This is a genomic window from Streptomyces lucensis JCM 4490, from assembly GCF_014650035.1.
Lineage (GTDB): Bacteria > Actinomycetota > Actinomycetes > Streptomycetales > Streptomycetaceae > Streptomyces > Streptomyces lucensis.
This window is the reverse complement of record NZ_BMUE01000002.1, coordinates 650,742-664,645: the sequence shown is the minus strand read 5'-3', so window position 1 is coordinate 664,645 and position 13,904 is coordinate 650,742. Positions and strand designations below refer to the sequence as shown.

The window sequence follows — 13,904 nt, the reverse complement described above, 5'->3', positions numbered from 1 at the left end:
GCGAAGGCGGCCACCGACTCCCGGGGCCGACCGTCGAAAGGAACAACTCCATGGCGATCCAGCACACCGTTGCCGTACTCGGCCCCGGCGGCACGGGCGGCCTCCTCGCCGCCCTCCTGTCCCGCTCCGGCCACCGCGTCGTCTGCCTGGCCCAGGACCGCACGGCGGACACCCTGCGCCGCACCGGCATCACCGTCCGCAGCAAGCAGTTCGGCGAGTTCACCGCACCCGTCGAGGCGGACACCGAGCTGCGCGAACCGGTGGACGCCTGCCTGATCACCGTCAAGCACACCGCGCTCGGCGCCGCGCTCACCCGGATACCGCCCGCCGCCCTGGGCGACGCCCTCGTCGTACCGCTCCTCAACGGCGTCGAACACCCCGCCGCACTCCGCGCCCGCTACCGCCCCGACCGCGTCGCCCCGGCCGTGATCCGCGTGGAGTCCACCCGCCTCGCGCCGGGCCTGATCGAACACGGCAGCCCCTTCACCGAGGTCGACCTCGCCGGCGACGCCGTCCCGCGCGATCGTCTCGACGCACTCGCGGCCACCCTCACCGCCGCCGGCACGTCCGCCCGCACGGTCGGGGACGAGACGGCCGCCCTGTGGGCCAAGATGGCGTTCCTCGCCCCGTTCGCCCTGCTCACCACCCGCTACGGCCTCCCGCTCGGCGAGGCCCGCACCCGCCACCGGGACGAACTGCGGGCACTGGTCGCCGAGACCGCCGCCGTCAGCCGCGCCTGCGGCGCACCCGTCGACCCCGCCGGGGCGCTCGCCCGCTACGACACCTTCCCACCCACCACCAAGTCCTCCATGCAGCGCGACGCCGAGGCGGGCCGCCCACTCGAACTCGACGCCATCGGCGGGGCGTTGCTGCGCGCGGCCGAACGGCACGGGGTGCCCGCGCCGGTGACGGCGCGGCTCGTACGGGAGCTGCGGGACGCCGGCCACTGACCGGACCGCCACCCCACCCGTCGTTCACCCGTTCGGCTGAACCCCCGGCCCAACCCCCGGCCGAACTCGCCACACAAAATCGAACAGGCGTACCATTGCCGCGTGGCGACGACCTATGAATTCCCCAGTGACCTCCTCGCCGGTCAGGAGGAGCTGCATCAGGTCCGGGCCGAACTGTCGGCCCTGCTCAAGCGGCTGCCCTGGTCGGTCGAGCCGATGGACGGCTTCTGCGACGACACCGGCTGGCGCAAGGTGGAGCGCCCCGCGTCGCCCGGCTGGACGGAGGACGAGCAGGCGGAGGTGGAGAAACTGCGCCGCCGCGAGCACGAACTCGCGGTGTTCGTCAGCACGCACCGCTTCTGGGCGGAGGTCACGGCACCGGACCGCGTGGCGGCCCGCTCGGACCTGAAGCACGCCCGCGAGGAGCCGGCACGGACACAGACCCCGCAGTGACCGGCTCCCCCGGCCCCACGAACGGAAAACGGCCCCCCGGAGACTTCTCCGAGGGGCCGACCGGTGGGCGCGGACGGTTTCGAACCGCCGACATCCTGCTTGTAAGGCAGGCGCTCTACCCCTGAGCTACGCACCCGCGACTGGCCGACAGCCTACATGGCCCGGGGGGCGGTGCCGCAATCGCGACCGGCGGGGCGATCACGCCCGAGGTGGCCGGCTCTGGCCAACAGTGCAGGGAACGGTGGGAGAATGACACCACCAGGGGGAAGCACAGCACGGGAGAGGGATGTGACGGCGACACCGGGCACGCCAGTGAAGCAGCCGTACCCGCCGTCGTCGCCCGCACGGGGGCCCTCGGGCCTGCGGGACGTCCTCACCCTCGTGAGCCTGCCGGTGCTGGCCGCGATCGGGGTGTCCGCCGCGTTCGCCGGTGGGGGTACCCGGCGCTGGTTCGGGGGGCGGTCGGAGGGGCAGCGGGCCGAGGCGCAGGCCGCGAAGGACGCCGCGGCGGCCGCGTTCTACGAACTGGACACCGCCCAGCGGGACCTGCGGATCTCCATCGAGACCATCACGGCCGTCGACGACTCCCCCGCCGCCCGGCGCGCCGTGGCCGACTTCGAGGCGCTCGGGCTCCGGATCGACGAGGCCAGCCGGCGCTACATCCAGGCCGTCGACGCCCACGACCTCGACCGGGACGGCCTGGAGGCGTCGGCCGCCGCCCGGGCGCGTTCGGAGCTGACCTCGGCCAGGGACGAGCTGGAGCGGGTCAAGCGGGAGCTGGACCGCTTCGGCGGCTCCCTCGGGCCGCTGCTCGGCGACGCCGAGACCCGGCTGGCCCGGCTGGCGCCCGCGGTGGAGCGGGCCCGGCAGTCGCTGCTGGCCGCGAGCAACGCCCTGGACGCCGTACGGGAGAAGGGGTTGCGGGCCGACGCTCTGGCCGCGCGGCTGGCGGCCCTGTCGCCGGAGCTGACCCGGCTGAACCAGGGTGCCGGGCAGCACGGTGTCGCGCCGACGCTGGAGCGGGCCGAGCGGGTGCAGCGGGAGGCCGGGGCGATCCGGGCCGAGGCCGAGCGGCTGCCGGAGAAGGCCGCGGAGATCGACCACCGGTTGGTGTCCCTGCGGACCAGGGCGCAGGCGCTGACCACCCGGGCCGGTCAGGTCGACCCGGTGCTCAGCGAGCTGCGGCGCCGGTTCGCGGCCGCGTGCTGGCAGGACCTGCAGCAGGTGCCGGAGCTGGCCGCGGAGAACGTGCGGCAGGCCGAGCTGAAGCTGCGCGAGGCGCAGTCGGCCCGGGACGCCCAGCACTGGCCGGACGCGACCTCGCTGCTGTCGACCGTGCGGGCCCTGCTGAACGCCACCGACGAGTCCGTGTCGGCCGCAGGGGAGCGGCTGCGGCGGCTGAACGCCGTGCAGAAGGATCCACAGGCGGAGGTCGAGCGCACCCGGTTCGCGATCCGGGACGCCCAGCGGCTGGCCATGACGGGGCGCACGACCCCCGATCCGCGGCACGCGCGGCCGCTGGACGACGCGGTGGGCCGGCTGGAGCGGGCGATCGGCACGTTGGAGGGCCGTCACCCCGACTACTGGCATTTCCTGACCGAGACGGACGCGGTGCGTCAGGCGGTGGCGCGGGTGGTGGCGCAGATCCGTGAGGAGCGCGGCACCGGGCACTGAGCCGCGCGTGTTGCCGGGTGTGGGCGGGCGGGCGGATATTGAAGTGGACGGATGGCCTCCGCTCGGGTCTGCCTCCAGGGTCGGGATCCGGCAGGCGGGCCCCCAGCGCCCGAGGGAGGCGGATATGGCCACACACTCAGTGCACACGCGTCCGCGGCGGCGGATCGACTTCGACGAGCACCTGCCCGTCGACCACCGGCTGAACAGGATCTACCGGATCGGTGCGGGCCTGATCGGCGCGTTCCTCGTCGTTTTCGGCATCCTGGGCCTGATCGACCACATCGGCTTCTTCGACACCGGTGGTGACACCGTCACCGGGCTGAACACCAACGGCACGCTCAGCGTGCTGTCGATCTGCATCGGTCTGCTGCTGCTGGTCGGCATGGTGATCGGCGGCAACATCGCGTCGACGCTGAACATGGTTCTCGGGGTGCTGTTCCTGCTGAACGGCTTCCTGTTCCTGGCCCTGCTGGACACCCCGAACAACTTCCTGGCGTTCAAGATGCAGAACGTGCTGTTCAGCTTCGTCGTGGGGCTGCTGCTGATGACCTTCGGCATGTACGGCCGGGTCGGTTCCACCCTGCCGCACGACAACCCGTACTGGCGGGCCCGTCATCCCGATGCGGGCACCGAGCCCCCGGGGGACGAGCACCGGACGGGTGTGCCGCCGGTGACCATGCCGCTGCCGGGCGCGAAGGACACGCGCGGACGGGAGTGATCCCGGTCCTCCTCGCAGGGCGGCTCGCCCGGGACACCGTTGTCGGCGTCCCGGGCGAGCCGGTCGTGCGGTCGGTCGCCGGCGCGTGGGGCGCACCGGCGGCCGGGTCAGGTGCGGTAGGCGTAGAACGCCGCGGTCGGGTACGACGCGACTAGGCTGGCCACCGACCTGTTGTAGGTGTTGGTGGAGTGGTACGTCACGTACGGCACGCCCGAGCGGTCGCGGTAGGTGACGATCATCGAGTGGTCCTTGGACCCGTCCCGGTTGAAGTCCATCTGCAGGACGTCACCGACGTCGAGCTGGTAGACGTTGGCGAGGCTGGTGACCCGCTTGGAGGACAGGGCGAACCAGGAGAACTCGTTCACGCCGACGAAGGAGTCCGACTGGATGTCGGCGGTGCCGAACCACTTGTGCCAGTCGTACGTGTAGCCGGGCACGTGCTTCCAGCCGCCGGCCTTGAGAGCCTGGCTGACGAAGTTGGTGCAGTCGCCGCCGGCGCCCTGACCGTTGAAGTCGGGGTAGGCCGGGTTGTAGTTCTTCCAGTACTTGGCCGCGTAGGTGGCCATGGCCTGGTAGTCGTAGCCGGTGCCGGAGAAGTTCTTCGGCTTGGCCGGCGCGGGCCAGCTGGTGGCCGCGCGGGCGGCGGCGGGCGGGCCGTCGTCGGCGGTCTTGACGGTGGCCACGGACGGCTTGGCGACCTGGTTGACGGCGAGGTAGCCGTCGTCGGTGTCGCGGATGCCGGTCAGCTGCCAGTCGCCCGTACGGTCCGCCTTGAAGGTCAGCTCGTGGTGCGCCTGGAAGCCGGTGGTCTTCTGGTCCTTGGACACCGGGCGCTGGTAGGTGAGCGTGGTCGTCTCGGTGACCGCGACCTTGGCCTTCCGGCCGTTGACCTGGGTGGCGTCCAGGCTGACCTTGGTGCTGCCCTGGCTGTACTTCTCGCCGAGCTTGGCGAGGACGGCACGCCGGTCGCGCAGCTGCCCGAGGGCGGAGTCCTGCTGGTCGGTCTGCCCGCCGGACATCCGCACGGACCCGGAGAACCGGGCGGTGTGGCGGGTCCTGGTCTTGCCGGCGCCGTCCACCAGGGCCTGGGTGCGGTCGGTGAACACGGCGTCGGCCAGTCGCTGGAAGGTCGCCTTGGTCTTGGCGTCCACCGTCGGGTCGTCGGTCACCGCGGCGCCCGCACTCCAGTTGGGCACCAGTGCCACACCGGCGACCACCGAGGCGGCGGCGACGGTGACTATGGAGGCGCGGCGCCGCTTACGGCTCAGTCTTCTCGATTTCAATGATGTTCCCCTTCACTCCGGTACTCCTACCGGGGGTAGGGCGCATCTTCGCATGCGGTGTGCACCGGATGTGAAGGGGGTTGCACAAGTGGAACCTTCAGAATGCGAACGTCACTTGACGACGGTGGACCAGTCGGGGGACTGGGCGGGGTCGAGGGTGCGCAGTGCTGTCAGGGTCTGCGGCTTCTGTACGTCGAGCCAGTCGGTGAGTTCCTTGAAGGACACGCACTTCACGCCCTTCTTGGTGCAGACGTTCTTGACGACCTGGTCGATGGACTTCATGTAGATGCCGCCGTTCCAGTCCTCGAAGTGGTTGCCGACGAACAGCGGTGCGCGGCTGCCGTAGTAGACGCGGTTGAAGCCGGCCATGTAGGAGTCGACGGTCTGCTGTTCCCATTCGGGGAACTTGGCCGGGTCTCCCTGGGTCTCGCCCTCGGACTGGTTGTAGAGGAAGTTGAAGTCCATGGACAGGCCCTGGTACTTGCCGTTCTCGTACGGCAGCATCTGGAGCGGGAAGTCCCATATGCCGTTCTTCTTCTTGGGCCATATCTGGAAGTCGCCCGGGGAACTGGCGTCGTAGCGCCATCCGTAGCTCTTGATGGCCTTGAGCAGGTTGGGCTGGCCCTCCAGGCAGGGCGCGCGGCCGCCGACGACCTCCTTCTTGACGTCGAAGGGCAGCGGCGGGAGGTCCTTGAAGCCGGTGTTGGTCTTCCAGTGCTGCACGAAGGAGAAGAACTGGTCGATCTCGCTCTTCCACTGCTCGACGCTCCAGTCGCCGCCACCCTTGGCGTCGCAGAAGTGGCCGTTGAAGTGGGTGCCGATCTCGTTGCCGTCGTCGTAGGCCTTGGTGAGCTGCTGGAGCGTGGTGCGGATGTGGTCGTCGGTGGCGTAGTCGATGGCGGCGTCGCCGGCCGAGTGCATCGGTCCGTGGTACATGCTCTTCTTGGTCTTGGGCAGCAGGTAGATGCCGGTGAGGAAGAAGGTCATGTGGGCGTCGTACTGCTTGGCCAGTTCCCGGTAGTGCGAGAAGAGGTGGTCGCTGCCCTCCAGCGCGCCGTCCCAGGAGAAGACGACGAACTGGGGCGGCTTCTCACCCGGTTTGAGCGGCTCGGGCTTCAACTGCCCCTTCTGGGGGCCGGTGTAGGAGGTGGAGCCGTCGCCGATGACACGGGTCCTGCCGTCCCACTCGGGTGTCCGGGCGGGTTTCGGGGCGGCGGCGGGCTTCTTGCCGGCGGAGCCCGCCGGTGTGGTGTCGTCGGGGCGGCTGAGCGCCAGGTATCCGGCCAGCAGGGAGGCCACGACGAGGAAGGCGGCGAGGGTCAGGGCCTGTGGGCGGGTGGCGGTGGGGACACGGCGGCGAGTGGTGGCCCGGCGGCGGCCCGACGGCTTCTTGCTGGACATGCGCGGCTCATTCTCCGGGGGGTGAGGGGGGTTCGGGTCGGCTGTCAGCCAAGACCCGTCGCGGCCGACCAGAGGTTGTACGGCACATTGTTGGCGGCGGTTCCGGCCAGTCCGTCGAGCGGCAGCGGCTCCAGGGACTTGGCCAGGTCGATCCGGTAGACGACGACCGCCGTGGAGACGGAGTCGGCCGTGCCCGCGTACCAGGCGGCGGTGTCCTTCTCGTTGGTGCCCGCCTTCCCGGTCGCCCCGGGCTCGGCGGCGGCCGTGTCCGGGTGCCCGGCGCGGAAGGAGTCGCCGAGGGCGTCGCTGACCTGCTGGGCGACCGGGGCGCCGACGGCGCGCTTGGCGTGCGGGGTGGTCAGCGGGACCGGGGAGCCGTTGCGTGTGATGCGGCGCACGGAGTAGGGCTCGGTGTGGGTGCCGCCGGCGGCGAAGGTGGCGTAGCCGCTGGCCATCCGGATGGCGCTGGGCGTGGAGTTGCCCAGGGACAGCGTGGGCACCTGGGGGCCGATGCTGGAGGGCAGCAGCCCGGACGCCTCGGCTGTCCGGCGGACCTTCTCCAGGCCGGTGTCCATGCCGAGCTGCATGAACGGTGTGTTCACCGACTGGGCGAGCGCCTGGCGCAGGGAGATCTGCCCGTAGGACCTGCCGTCGTCGTTGTGTGCGGCGACCTTCTTGCCGCTGCGGTCCCAGTAGGGGCCTTCCGGGGTGGTGACGGGCACGCCGTCGTCGCCGTTGTAGACGCTGTCCGGGGTGACCGGGGTGGCGGGGCCGCCGCGCGTCTTGTGGACGCCGTGTTCGAGCCCTGCCGCGTAGACGAACGGCAGGAAGGCGCTGCCGGCCGGGACGGTGGTGGCGTTGGATTCGTTGTAGCCCTGTCTGCGGTGGTCGGGGCCGCCGTAGACGGCGAGGATCCGGCCGTCGGTGGCGACGGACGCGGCTCCGTAGTGCCCGTTCTTCGCGGCCTTCGGGTTGTCCCGCTTCGCCTGCTTGCGGGCCTCGGCGACGGCGCGGGTGAGGGCCTTCTCCCGCTTGCGGTCGAAGGTCGTGTAGATCTGGTAGCCGCCCAGGTCGAACTGCTGGTCGGTCAGGTGGGCGGACTTCTTGGCGTACTGCGAGGCGAGTTCGACCAGGTAGTCGCTCTGCTCACCGGTGTCGTAGAGCGGGTTGCTCTTCAGCGGCTCCGGGAAGGTCTTGTACCGGGCCCGTTCCTGGGGCGACAGCTTGCCGATCTTGACCATGCGGTCGAGGATCCAGGACCAGCGCTCCACGGCCCGCTTGTGGTTGGCGGCGTTGAGGGTGGGGTCGTAGAGCCCGGCGCCCTTGAGCAGCGAGGCGAGCATGGCGGCCTCGGAGGCGTTGAGCCTGCTGACGTCCTTGCCGTAGTAGGCCTGGGCGGCGCGCTGGATTCCGTAGGTGCCGCGGCCGAACCAGCTGGTGTTGAGATAACCCTCGAGGATCTTGTCCTTGCTCATCTTGTTGTCGAGCTTGAGGGAGATCATCGCCTCGGTGAATTTGCGGGTGATGGTTCTGTTCTGCGTGAGATAAACGTTCTTCACGTACTGCTGCGTGATCGTGGAGCCACCCTCGGTGTCCCCCTCGCCCACCGTGCGGAACAGCGCCCGGGTGATGCCCTTGACGGAAATGCCCGGATCCGAGTAGAAGTTCTCGTTCTCCGCGGCGAGCACCGCCCATCGGACGTCCTCGGGTATCTCGTCCAGCGGCATCGCCTGCCGCTGGACCCAGCCGGTGCGGGCCATGGGTGTGCCGTCGGACCAGAAGTAGACGTTGTCCTGCTGCGTGGCGTACGTGTTCAGGTTGCTCGGTATGTCGGTGAGCGCGTAGGCGGTGTAGAGGAAGGCGCAGAGCAGCCCGAAGGAGGTCAGGACGCCGCCGAGCCACTGCCGCCAGGACGGTATCCAGCGCCGCCAGCCGGTGCGGCCCGGGCGCGGGTAGACCGGCTTGAGGCGGCGCGCGTAGGGCGCCACCCTGCGGGCATACGGCTCCAGGGGTGCGAGCAGTGGGCGCAGGCGGGCCGACAGGGCGCGCAGGGCGGCCGGGAGGGCCGCGGCACGCTCCTTGGCCGTGGGGCGCGCGCTGCGCCGCCGCTCGGCCCGTCCGACGCCGGCCTGCGACTCCCCCGGCTCCGGCGACTGCGGCTTCGCCGGCGGCGGAGGCACGCGCAGTTGCATGGTCTCGTCCGCTCTCGGAACGCCCACTCTGAGGAAGAGGGTCTCGTCGGCGTCGAACGCCCCCTCGTCACGACCGTCCCTGTTCTCGGGACCGTCCTCCCCCTTCGACGCATCGGTCAACGCGTCTCCCTCCCCACTCGATCTTGCTCGCGCGGGTGAGCTGAGCATCCTCGCAACGGCGTTCACAAGTTATCAGCGATATTTTCGAATCCTCCGCACAGGCGTCGGATGAATTGCAACACTCATGAAACATTGAGCCACCGGTCCCGGGCTCCCGGCGGCTAATCTGACCCCCATGCCTCGCTATGAGTATCGCTGCCGGACCTGCGGCGACACCTTCGAACTGAGCCGCCCCATGGCGGAGTCCGCAGCCCCCGCCGCCTGCCCGGCGGGCCACGACGACACGGTGAAGCTGCTGTCGACGGTGGCCGTCGGCGGCCGTGCCGGCGCCGCCCCGGCCGCGGCCCCCGGCGCCGCGGGCGGCGGCGGAGGCGGCGGGTGCTGCGGCGGGGGCTGCTGCGGCTAGGGCCTCTCTTTCGGATCTTGCCGGCGTCGCGGGGTCGGTCGGAAGTTGCCGTCGACCGGAGCCGGCCTGATCCGGAAGAAAGACCCTAGTCCGCCCCCGCGTCCCGTGTCCGGGCGGCCCGGAGGAACTCGCGCAGGATGCGCTCCCCGGCGAGCACTCCCCGTTCCGGGAGCGCGGTGATCGCCGGGGCCGTCCAGCCGGTGTCGGCCAGTTCGCCGTGGCCGGGGCGCCAGCCCCGGTCGGCGGCGAGGAGCAGGTCGGCGTCGAGGAGGGAGTCCCCGGCGGCCAGCGTCAGCTCCGCGCCGGTGCGGCGGGCGACCTCGCGGACGGCGGCGCTCTTGGTGAGCGGCTTGGGGACGGCGTAGATCTTGCGGCCCTGCAGGGAGACCGTCCAGCCGCGGTTCTCCGCCCACACCGCCAGTTCCTTGACCCACTCCTCGGGCAGCAGCTCGCGCTCCACGACGAGGTAGGCGAACAGGTCCTCGGCGACCCGGTGCTTGCGCACCCAGACCGGGTCGGCGGATCTGAGCAGGTGCTCGCGGACCTCGTCCAGCGGGGCGCACTCGTCGGCGAGCCGCGCCTGCACGCCCGCGTGCCAGCCGGCGTCGGTGACCCCGTCGACCAGCAGGTGGCCGCCGTTGGCGCAGATCGCGTACTTGGGCGGCGGACCGGGCAGGCTGATGCGCTGGTACTGCTTGCGGGTCCGGGTCGTGGTCGGTACGAACACGGCCGCGTCGCCGAGGTCGGTCAGCAGCCCGGCCGCGGTCTCCGTCAGGAAGGACAGCGGCCTGGCCTCGTGCACCTCCACGCACAGCAGCCGGGGTGCCCGCGCGTCGGGCATGGTCAGCGCGAGGGCCGCCGAGGAGTAGATCAGCGTACGGTCGAGGTCGCTCGCCACCAGCACCGGCATCAGACGTTCACCGCCCGGCCGTCGGCGCCCGTGGCGCCCCGCGTGTACCGGGGGTGGATCAGCCCGACACAGGTGTAGGGGAGGTCCGCGACCTCCTCGACCGGCACGCCCCGCTGCCCGGCGAGCAGGCGTACGTGGTCCAGGTCGGCGCCGGCACCCGCGCGGGCCAGGATCTTCCACGGCACCCGGCGCAGCAGGACCCGGGTGGTCTCACCGACACCGGGCTTGACGAGGTTCACGTCGTGGATGCCGTACTCCTCGCTGATCCGCTCGACGGCGCGCCAGCCGGCCCAGGTCGGGGTGCGGTCCCCGGCCATCAGCTCCTTGACCGCCGTGTCGACGGAGTCGGCGACCTCGGGGAAGCGGGCGGAGACGGCGTCGAGGAAGGCCGCGGAGACGTCGGCCCCGGCGAGTTCGCGGTAGAACTTGGCGCCGTGGAAGTCGTCCGGGCCGACCAGGTCGGCGCGCAGGACCGTGCGGGAGATCAGCCCGGAGACGGTCGAGTTGAGGCAGGCGGAGGGGATGAGGAAGTCCTCGCGGGTGCCGTAGGTGCGCACGCAGGAGCCCGGGTCGGCCAGCACGGCGATCTCCGGGTCGAAGCCGGTGATGCCCTCCCTTGCCTCGAACTCCTCGATGGCCTGGGCGAGTTCGCGGGTGATGGCGCCCTTGCCGGTCCAGCCGTCGACGAAGACGACGTCCCGGGGATCGTGGTGGGCGGCCAGCCAGCGCAGCGCGGTCGCGTCGATGCCCCGGCCGCGCACGATGGAGACGGCGTAGTGCGGGAGCTCGAGGCCGTGCCGGTACTGGGCCCAGCGGCGCATGAGGACGCCGACCGGGGTGCCGGCGCGGGCGAGGGAGACGAGCACCGGGCGGGGTGACCGCTCGGTGACGACGGTCTCGGTGACGACGCCGACGGCCCGGGCGATGCGGGCGGCGGAGGTCTCGAGGGCCGAGTGGAACAGCCGCTGGTACTGCTCGCTGGGCTGGTACTCCACGGGCAGCGACTCGGCGTAGTGCGCGCCGCCGCTCTGGATGGCCTCCTCGCGTTCCTCGGTCGGCGCCTCCAGGGTGACGTCGGAGAGGTCCTGCAGCAGCCAGCCGACCTCCTCGGGCGCGTACGAGGAGAATGCGGGACCGCGGAGGGGCTCGGGCGGCATGGCCTGCCTTTCTGGAGCGTGCCGGTACTCGGGGACGTAGGAGGGCACGACCGCGAGCAGGACGTGCGGGGCGTGGCCCGCGAGGCGGGCCAGCAGGCCGTCGGGGGCGTGCAGGGCGGGGGTGTCGCCGGCGGAGTCGACGACGGCGACGACGGTGTCGAAGCCGGCGCCCGCGACGTTGTAGGCGTAGCGCTCGCCGGGACCGTCGGCCGGGTCGTCGTGGGCGGGGAAGACCAGGCGGGTGCGTATCGCGTAGCCGGGATCGTCGACGGCGAGGACGGGTGAGCGGGTGGTGGTGGAGAAGCGCACCTCGGCGTCCGTGGTCTGCTCCAGCCGGTGGGCGAGGCGCAGCGGGGCGTACATCAGCTCCTCGGAGCCGAGGACGAGGACGCGGCGGGCGCCGGCGGGCAGGGCGTCGGCGACGCGGTCGGCCATGGCCGGCAAGGCGGCCTCCAGGCGGGCCCGGTGGGCGGGTGTGAAGCCGTGCCGGCCGCCGTCGGGGAGGCCGTGGGGCCAGTGCAGGTCGACCCGGGTGACGTGCCCGGGCCGGGAGCCCGGGGCGAGCGCGGCCGGGGACTCGGGGCGCTCGTCGGCCGGCCCGGGCTCGCGGTCGGCGGTCGTGTGCCGCGCGACCAGTTCCTGTCCCCTGTCCAGGACGCCGTCCGGCAGCCGCACCGTCCCGGAGGCCGTGGCGATCACGTCCACCCGTGCGCCGATGCCGTCCGCGAACCGTCGCAGGCGGGCAGTGTCCTCGGGCGAGCGCATGTCGACCAGGGCGACCACCGCATACCGTCGGCGTGGGTGGCGTTCGTGCAGGTCACGGATGGTGTTCAGGACCGTGTTGCCGGTGGAGAACTCGTCGTCGACCAGGACCAGCGGGCCGTCGCCGGCCAGCAGGGCGGGGTCTTCCGGCAGCAGCAGGTGCGACGTGGCGTGGGAGTGGGACTCCTCGAAGCCGCCCGCGGGGGCGACGCCGGGGACCGGGCGGCGCGTGGAGTGCAGGTACGGGGCCCGGCCGAGGCCGTCGGCGACCGCGTGGCCCAGTCCCGTCGCGGTCTCGGCGTAGCCGAGGACGACGGCGGAGCCGGTCTCCGCCTCGCCGAGCAGCGCGGCGACCCGGCGGCCCAGGCGGAATCCGTGGCCGTAGACGACGGACGGCGACTGCGGGACGTGCTTGCCGAGCACGTGGGAGACCAGCAGGTGGGCCCGCTTGGGGTTGCGGCGCAGCGCGAGCCCGAGCAGGGCCGGCAGCCCGTCGTCGCCCACGAGTTCGACACCGAGTCGCTCGGCGACCCAGCTGCCGGACCAGACCCCGTCGTTCACTGCGTTCTTCATGCGTTCCTTGATTGTCGGCCGGATGTTCCGGCGGCGTCAGCCGGGTATCCCGGCGGCGAGCAGCTCCACGAAGCCGACGTCCTCCTTGGCGACGCCGAAGAGCTCGGCGCGCAGCAGGGTCCGCTCGGCCCAGGCGCGGTGCGGCTTCACCTCGTTCATCTTGTTCGTGTAGGCCGACCGGAGTACACCCCCGCCGCCGCGTTCCGGCCTCAGGATGTCCGCCGCGTCGCTGTACTCCTCGTGGCTGACCACGGACAGCGCGTGGACGGGCAGGACGTGGGACGGGTGGATGCAGGTCTTGCCGAGCAGGCCGTTGGCCTGGTCGAGGGAGATCTCCCGCAGCAGTCCGTCCATGGCGTGCTCGATGAGCCGTGTGCGCAGCTCGGCGGCCTGCACCTCCAGGAAGGGGCTCTGCCTGAGCTGTGGCTTGAACATGCGCTCGGAGGCGCGGAAGTACTCCCACACGGGTCCGGTGACGGTGAACCCGGTGCCGTCGGCCCGGCCGAGCATGTTCACGACGTCGGCGATGACGGAGGCGACGACCTGGACGTCGTAGGCGGTCATGTCGGGGGCGCGGCGCAGGCCGTAGGAGGAGCAGAAGTCGGTGACGCCCAGGCGCAGGGCGAGGACCCGGTCGCGGTACTTGCCGACGGCGCGGGAGATGCCCTCCAGGGTGTCCACCCGGCTCTCGCGGTAGAGCAGCTCCGGGGACTCGAGCACCGGCATGGCGAAGAGCCGGCGTCCGCTCGCCGTCTCGGCGGCGGTCAGGGCCTCCAGGAAGGGGATGCCGCGTTCCTCGGTGAACTTGGGCAGCACGAAGCCGGACAGCAGCCGCACGGCCGGGCCGAGCCGTCGTACGAGGTCGGGGATCTGGCCGGGGGCGCGCACCCGGACGAACAGCAGGGGCGGCTCCAGGCCGGGGCGGGCGGCGAGGTCGGCGAACTGGCGGACGAGGTTCTCCTCGCCCGCCGCGACGTCCGCGTCGTCGATCGAGTCCTCCAGGCACAGCACCATCGAGACCACGCCGTTCGCGGCCTGCTTGACGATGTCGTCGGCGAGCCGCGGCCGGGTGGCCGGGCTGTAGAGCGTGGCGCCCAGGGCCGCGGCGAGCAGCCGGGGCGGGGAGTCGGCGGTGAACGCGCACGGCTCCTGGTGGAAGAGGCGCCGGCGCACCTCTGGGGCGATGTGCCCGAAATGACGCATAGGACTCCCTCGGTGCGCGGGCCGATCCTGTGGATTCGGTAAAGGGTGGCCGGTAATAGTACGTAGGGACGCATGTCGGGGGTTCCCCGCGGGTGTGAATTT

11 protein-coding genes and 1 tRNA gene are annotated in these 13,904 nt (G+C 71.7%); 5 read left to right on the top strand and 7 right to left on the bottom strand.

Going from position 1 to position 13,904, the window contains the following annotated elements; genetic code table 11:
* Positions 1-50 precede the first annotated feature (50 nt).
* Together IE177_RS07115 and IE177_RS07110 are read left to right on the top strand one after the other, a co-directional pair.
* Positions 51-950, top strand: a complete 900-nt coding sequence (locus IE177_RS07115; RefSeq protein WP_190013883.1) for a ketopantoate reductase family protein — start codon at positions 51-53, stop codon at positions 948-950.
* Positions 951-1,052: 102 nt separating this feature from the next.
* A complete protein-coding gene (locus IE177_RS07110) occupies positions 1,053-1,403 on the top strand; it encodes a DUF8825 domain-containing protein (protein WP_190013882.1) in 351 nt (116 codons plus the stop codon).
* 64 nt (positions 1,404-1,467) lie between these two features.
* Here IE177_RS07110 and IE177_RS07105 read toward each other — a convergent pair.
* A tRNA-Val gene (locus IE177_RS07105) sits at positions 1,468-1,539 on the bottom strand.
* Positions 1,540-1,691: 152 nt separating this feature from the next.
* Between IE177_RS07105 and IE177_RS07100 the strand changes: the two genes are divergently transcribed.
* Complete coding sequence (locus tag IE177_RS07100; protein ID WP_190013881.1) at positions 1,692-3,077, top strand: coiled-coil domain-containing protein; 1,386 nt, start codon at positions 1,692-1,694, stop codon at positions 3,075-3,077.
* A 124-nt stretch (positions 3,078-3,201) separates the two neighbouring features.
* A complete protein-coding gene (locus IE177_RS07095) occupies positions 3,202-3,795 on the top strand; it encodes a DUF4383 domain-containing protein (RefSeq protein WP_190013880.1) in 594 nt (197 codons plus the stop codon).
* Positions 3,796-3,902: 107 nt separating this feature from the next.
* On the opposite strand, the gene IE177_RS07090 is transcribed toward IE177_RS07095, so the two are convergent.
* The 3 genes from IE177_RS07090 to IE177_RS07080 form a co-directional block, all read right to left on the bottom strand.
* Entirely contained in the window at positions 3,903-5,012 is a 1,110-nt protein-coding gene (locus IE177_RS07090) for an amidase domain-containing protein (RefSeq protein WP_229815942.1), read from the bottom strand.
* A gap of 177 nt (positions 5,013-5,189) precedes the next feature.
* On the bottom strand, positions 5,190-6,479 hold the full coding sequence (locus IE177_RS07085) for a polysaccharide deacetylase family protein (protein ID WP_190013878.1): 1,290 nt from the start codon (positions 6,477-6,479) through the stop codon (positions 5,190-5,192).
* 44 nt (positions 6,480-6,523) lie between these two features.
* Positions 6,524-8,791 (bottom strand): transglycosylase domain-containing protein, encoded by a 2,268-nt coding sequence (locus IE177_RS07080; protein ID WP_373305040.1) that lies wholly within the window; start codon positions 8,789-8,791, stop codon positions 6,524-6,526.
* 175 nt (positions 8,792-8,966) lie between these two features.
* On the opposite strand from IE177_RS07080, the gene IE177_RS07075 reads away from it, so the two are divergent.
* Complete coding sequence (locus IE177_RS07075) at positions 8,967-9,197, top strand: FmdB family zinc ribbon protein (RefSeq protein WP_190013877.1); 231 nt, start codon at positions 8,967-8,969, stop codon at positions 9,195-9,197.
* 85 nt (positions 9,198-9,282) lie between these two features.
* On the opposite strand, the gene IE177_RS07070 is transcribed toward IE177_RS07075, so the two are convergent.
* The 3 genes from IE177_RS07070 to IE177_RS07060 are packed head-to-tail and all read right to left on the bottom strand — an operon-like array spanning position 9,283 to position 13,802.
* The gene (locus IE177_RS07070) at positions 9,283-10,107 is read right to left on the bottom strand and encodes an HAD family hydrolase (RefSeq protein WP_190013876.1); all 825 of its coding nucleotides are present in this window, start codon (positions 10,105-10,107) and stop codon (positions 9,283-9,285) included.
* A complete protein-coding gene (locus IE177_RS07065; protein ID WP_190013875.1) occupies positions 10,107-12,599 on the bottom strand; it encodes a phosphoribosyltransferase in 2,493 nt (830 codons plus the stop codon). Before IE177_RS07065 ends, IE177_RS07070 begins: the two co-directional genes overlap by 1 nt.
* Before the next feature lie 36 nt (positions 12,600-12,635).
* Entirely contained in the window at positions 12,636-13,802 is a 1,167-nt protein-coding gene (locus tag IE177_RS07060; protein WP_190013874.1) for an HpcH/HpaI aldolase/citrate lyase family protein, read from the bottom strand.
* Positions 13,803-13,904: the final 102 nt, after the last annotated feature.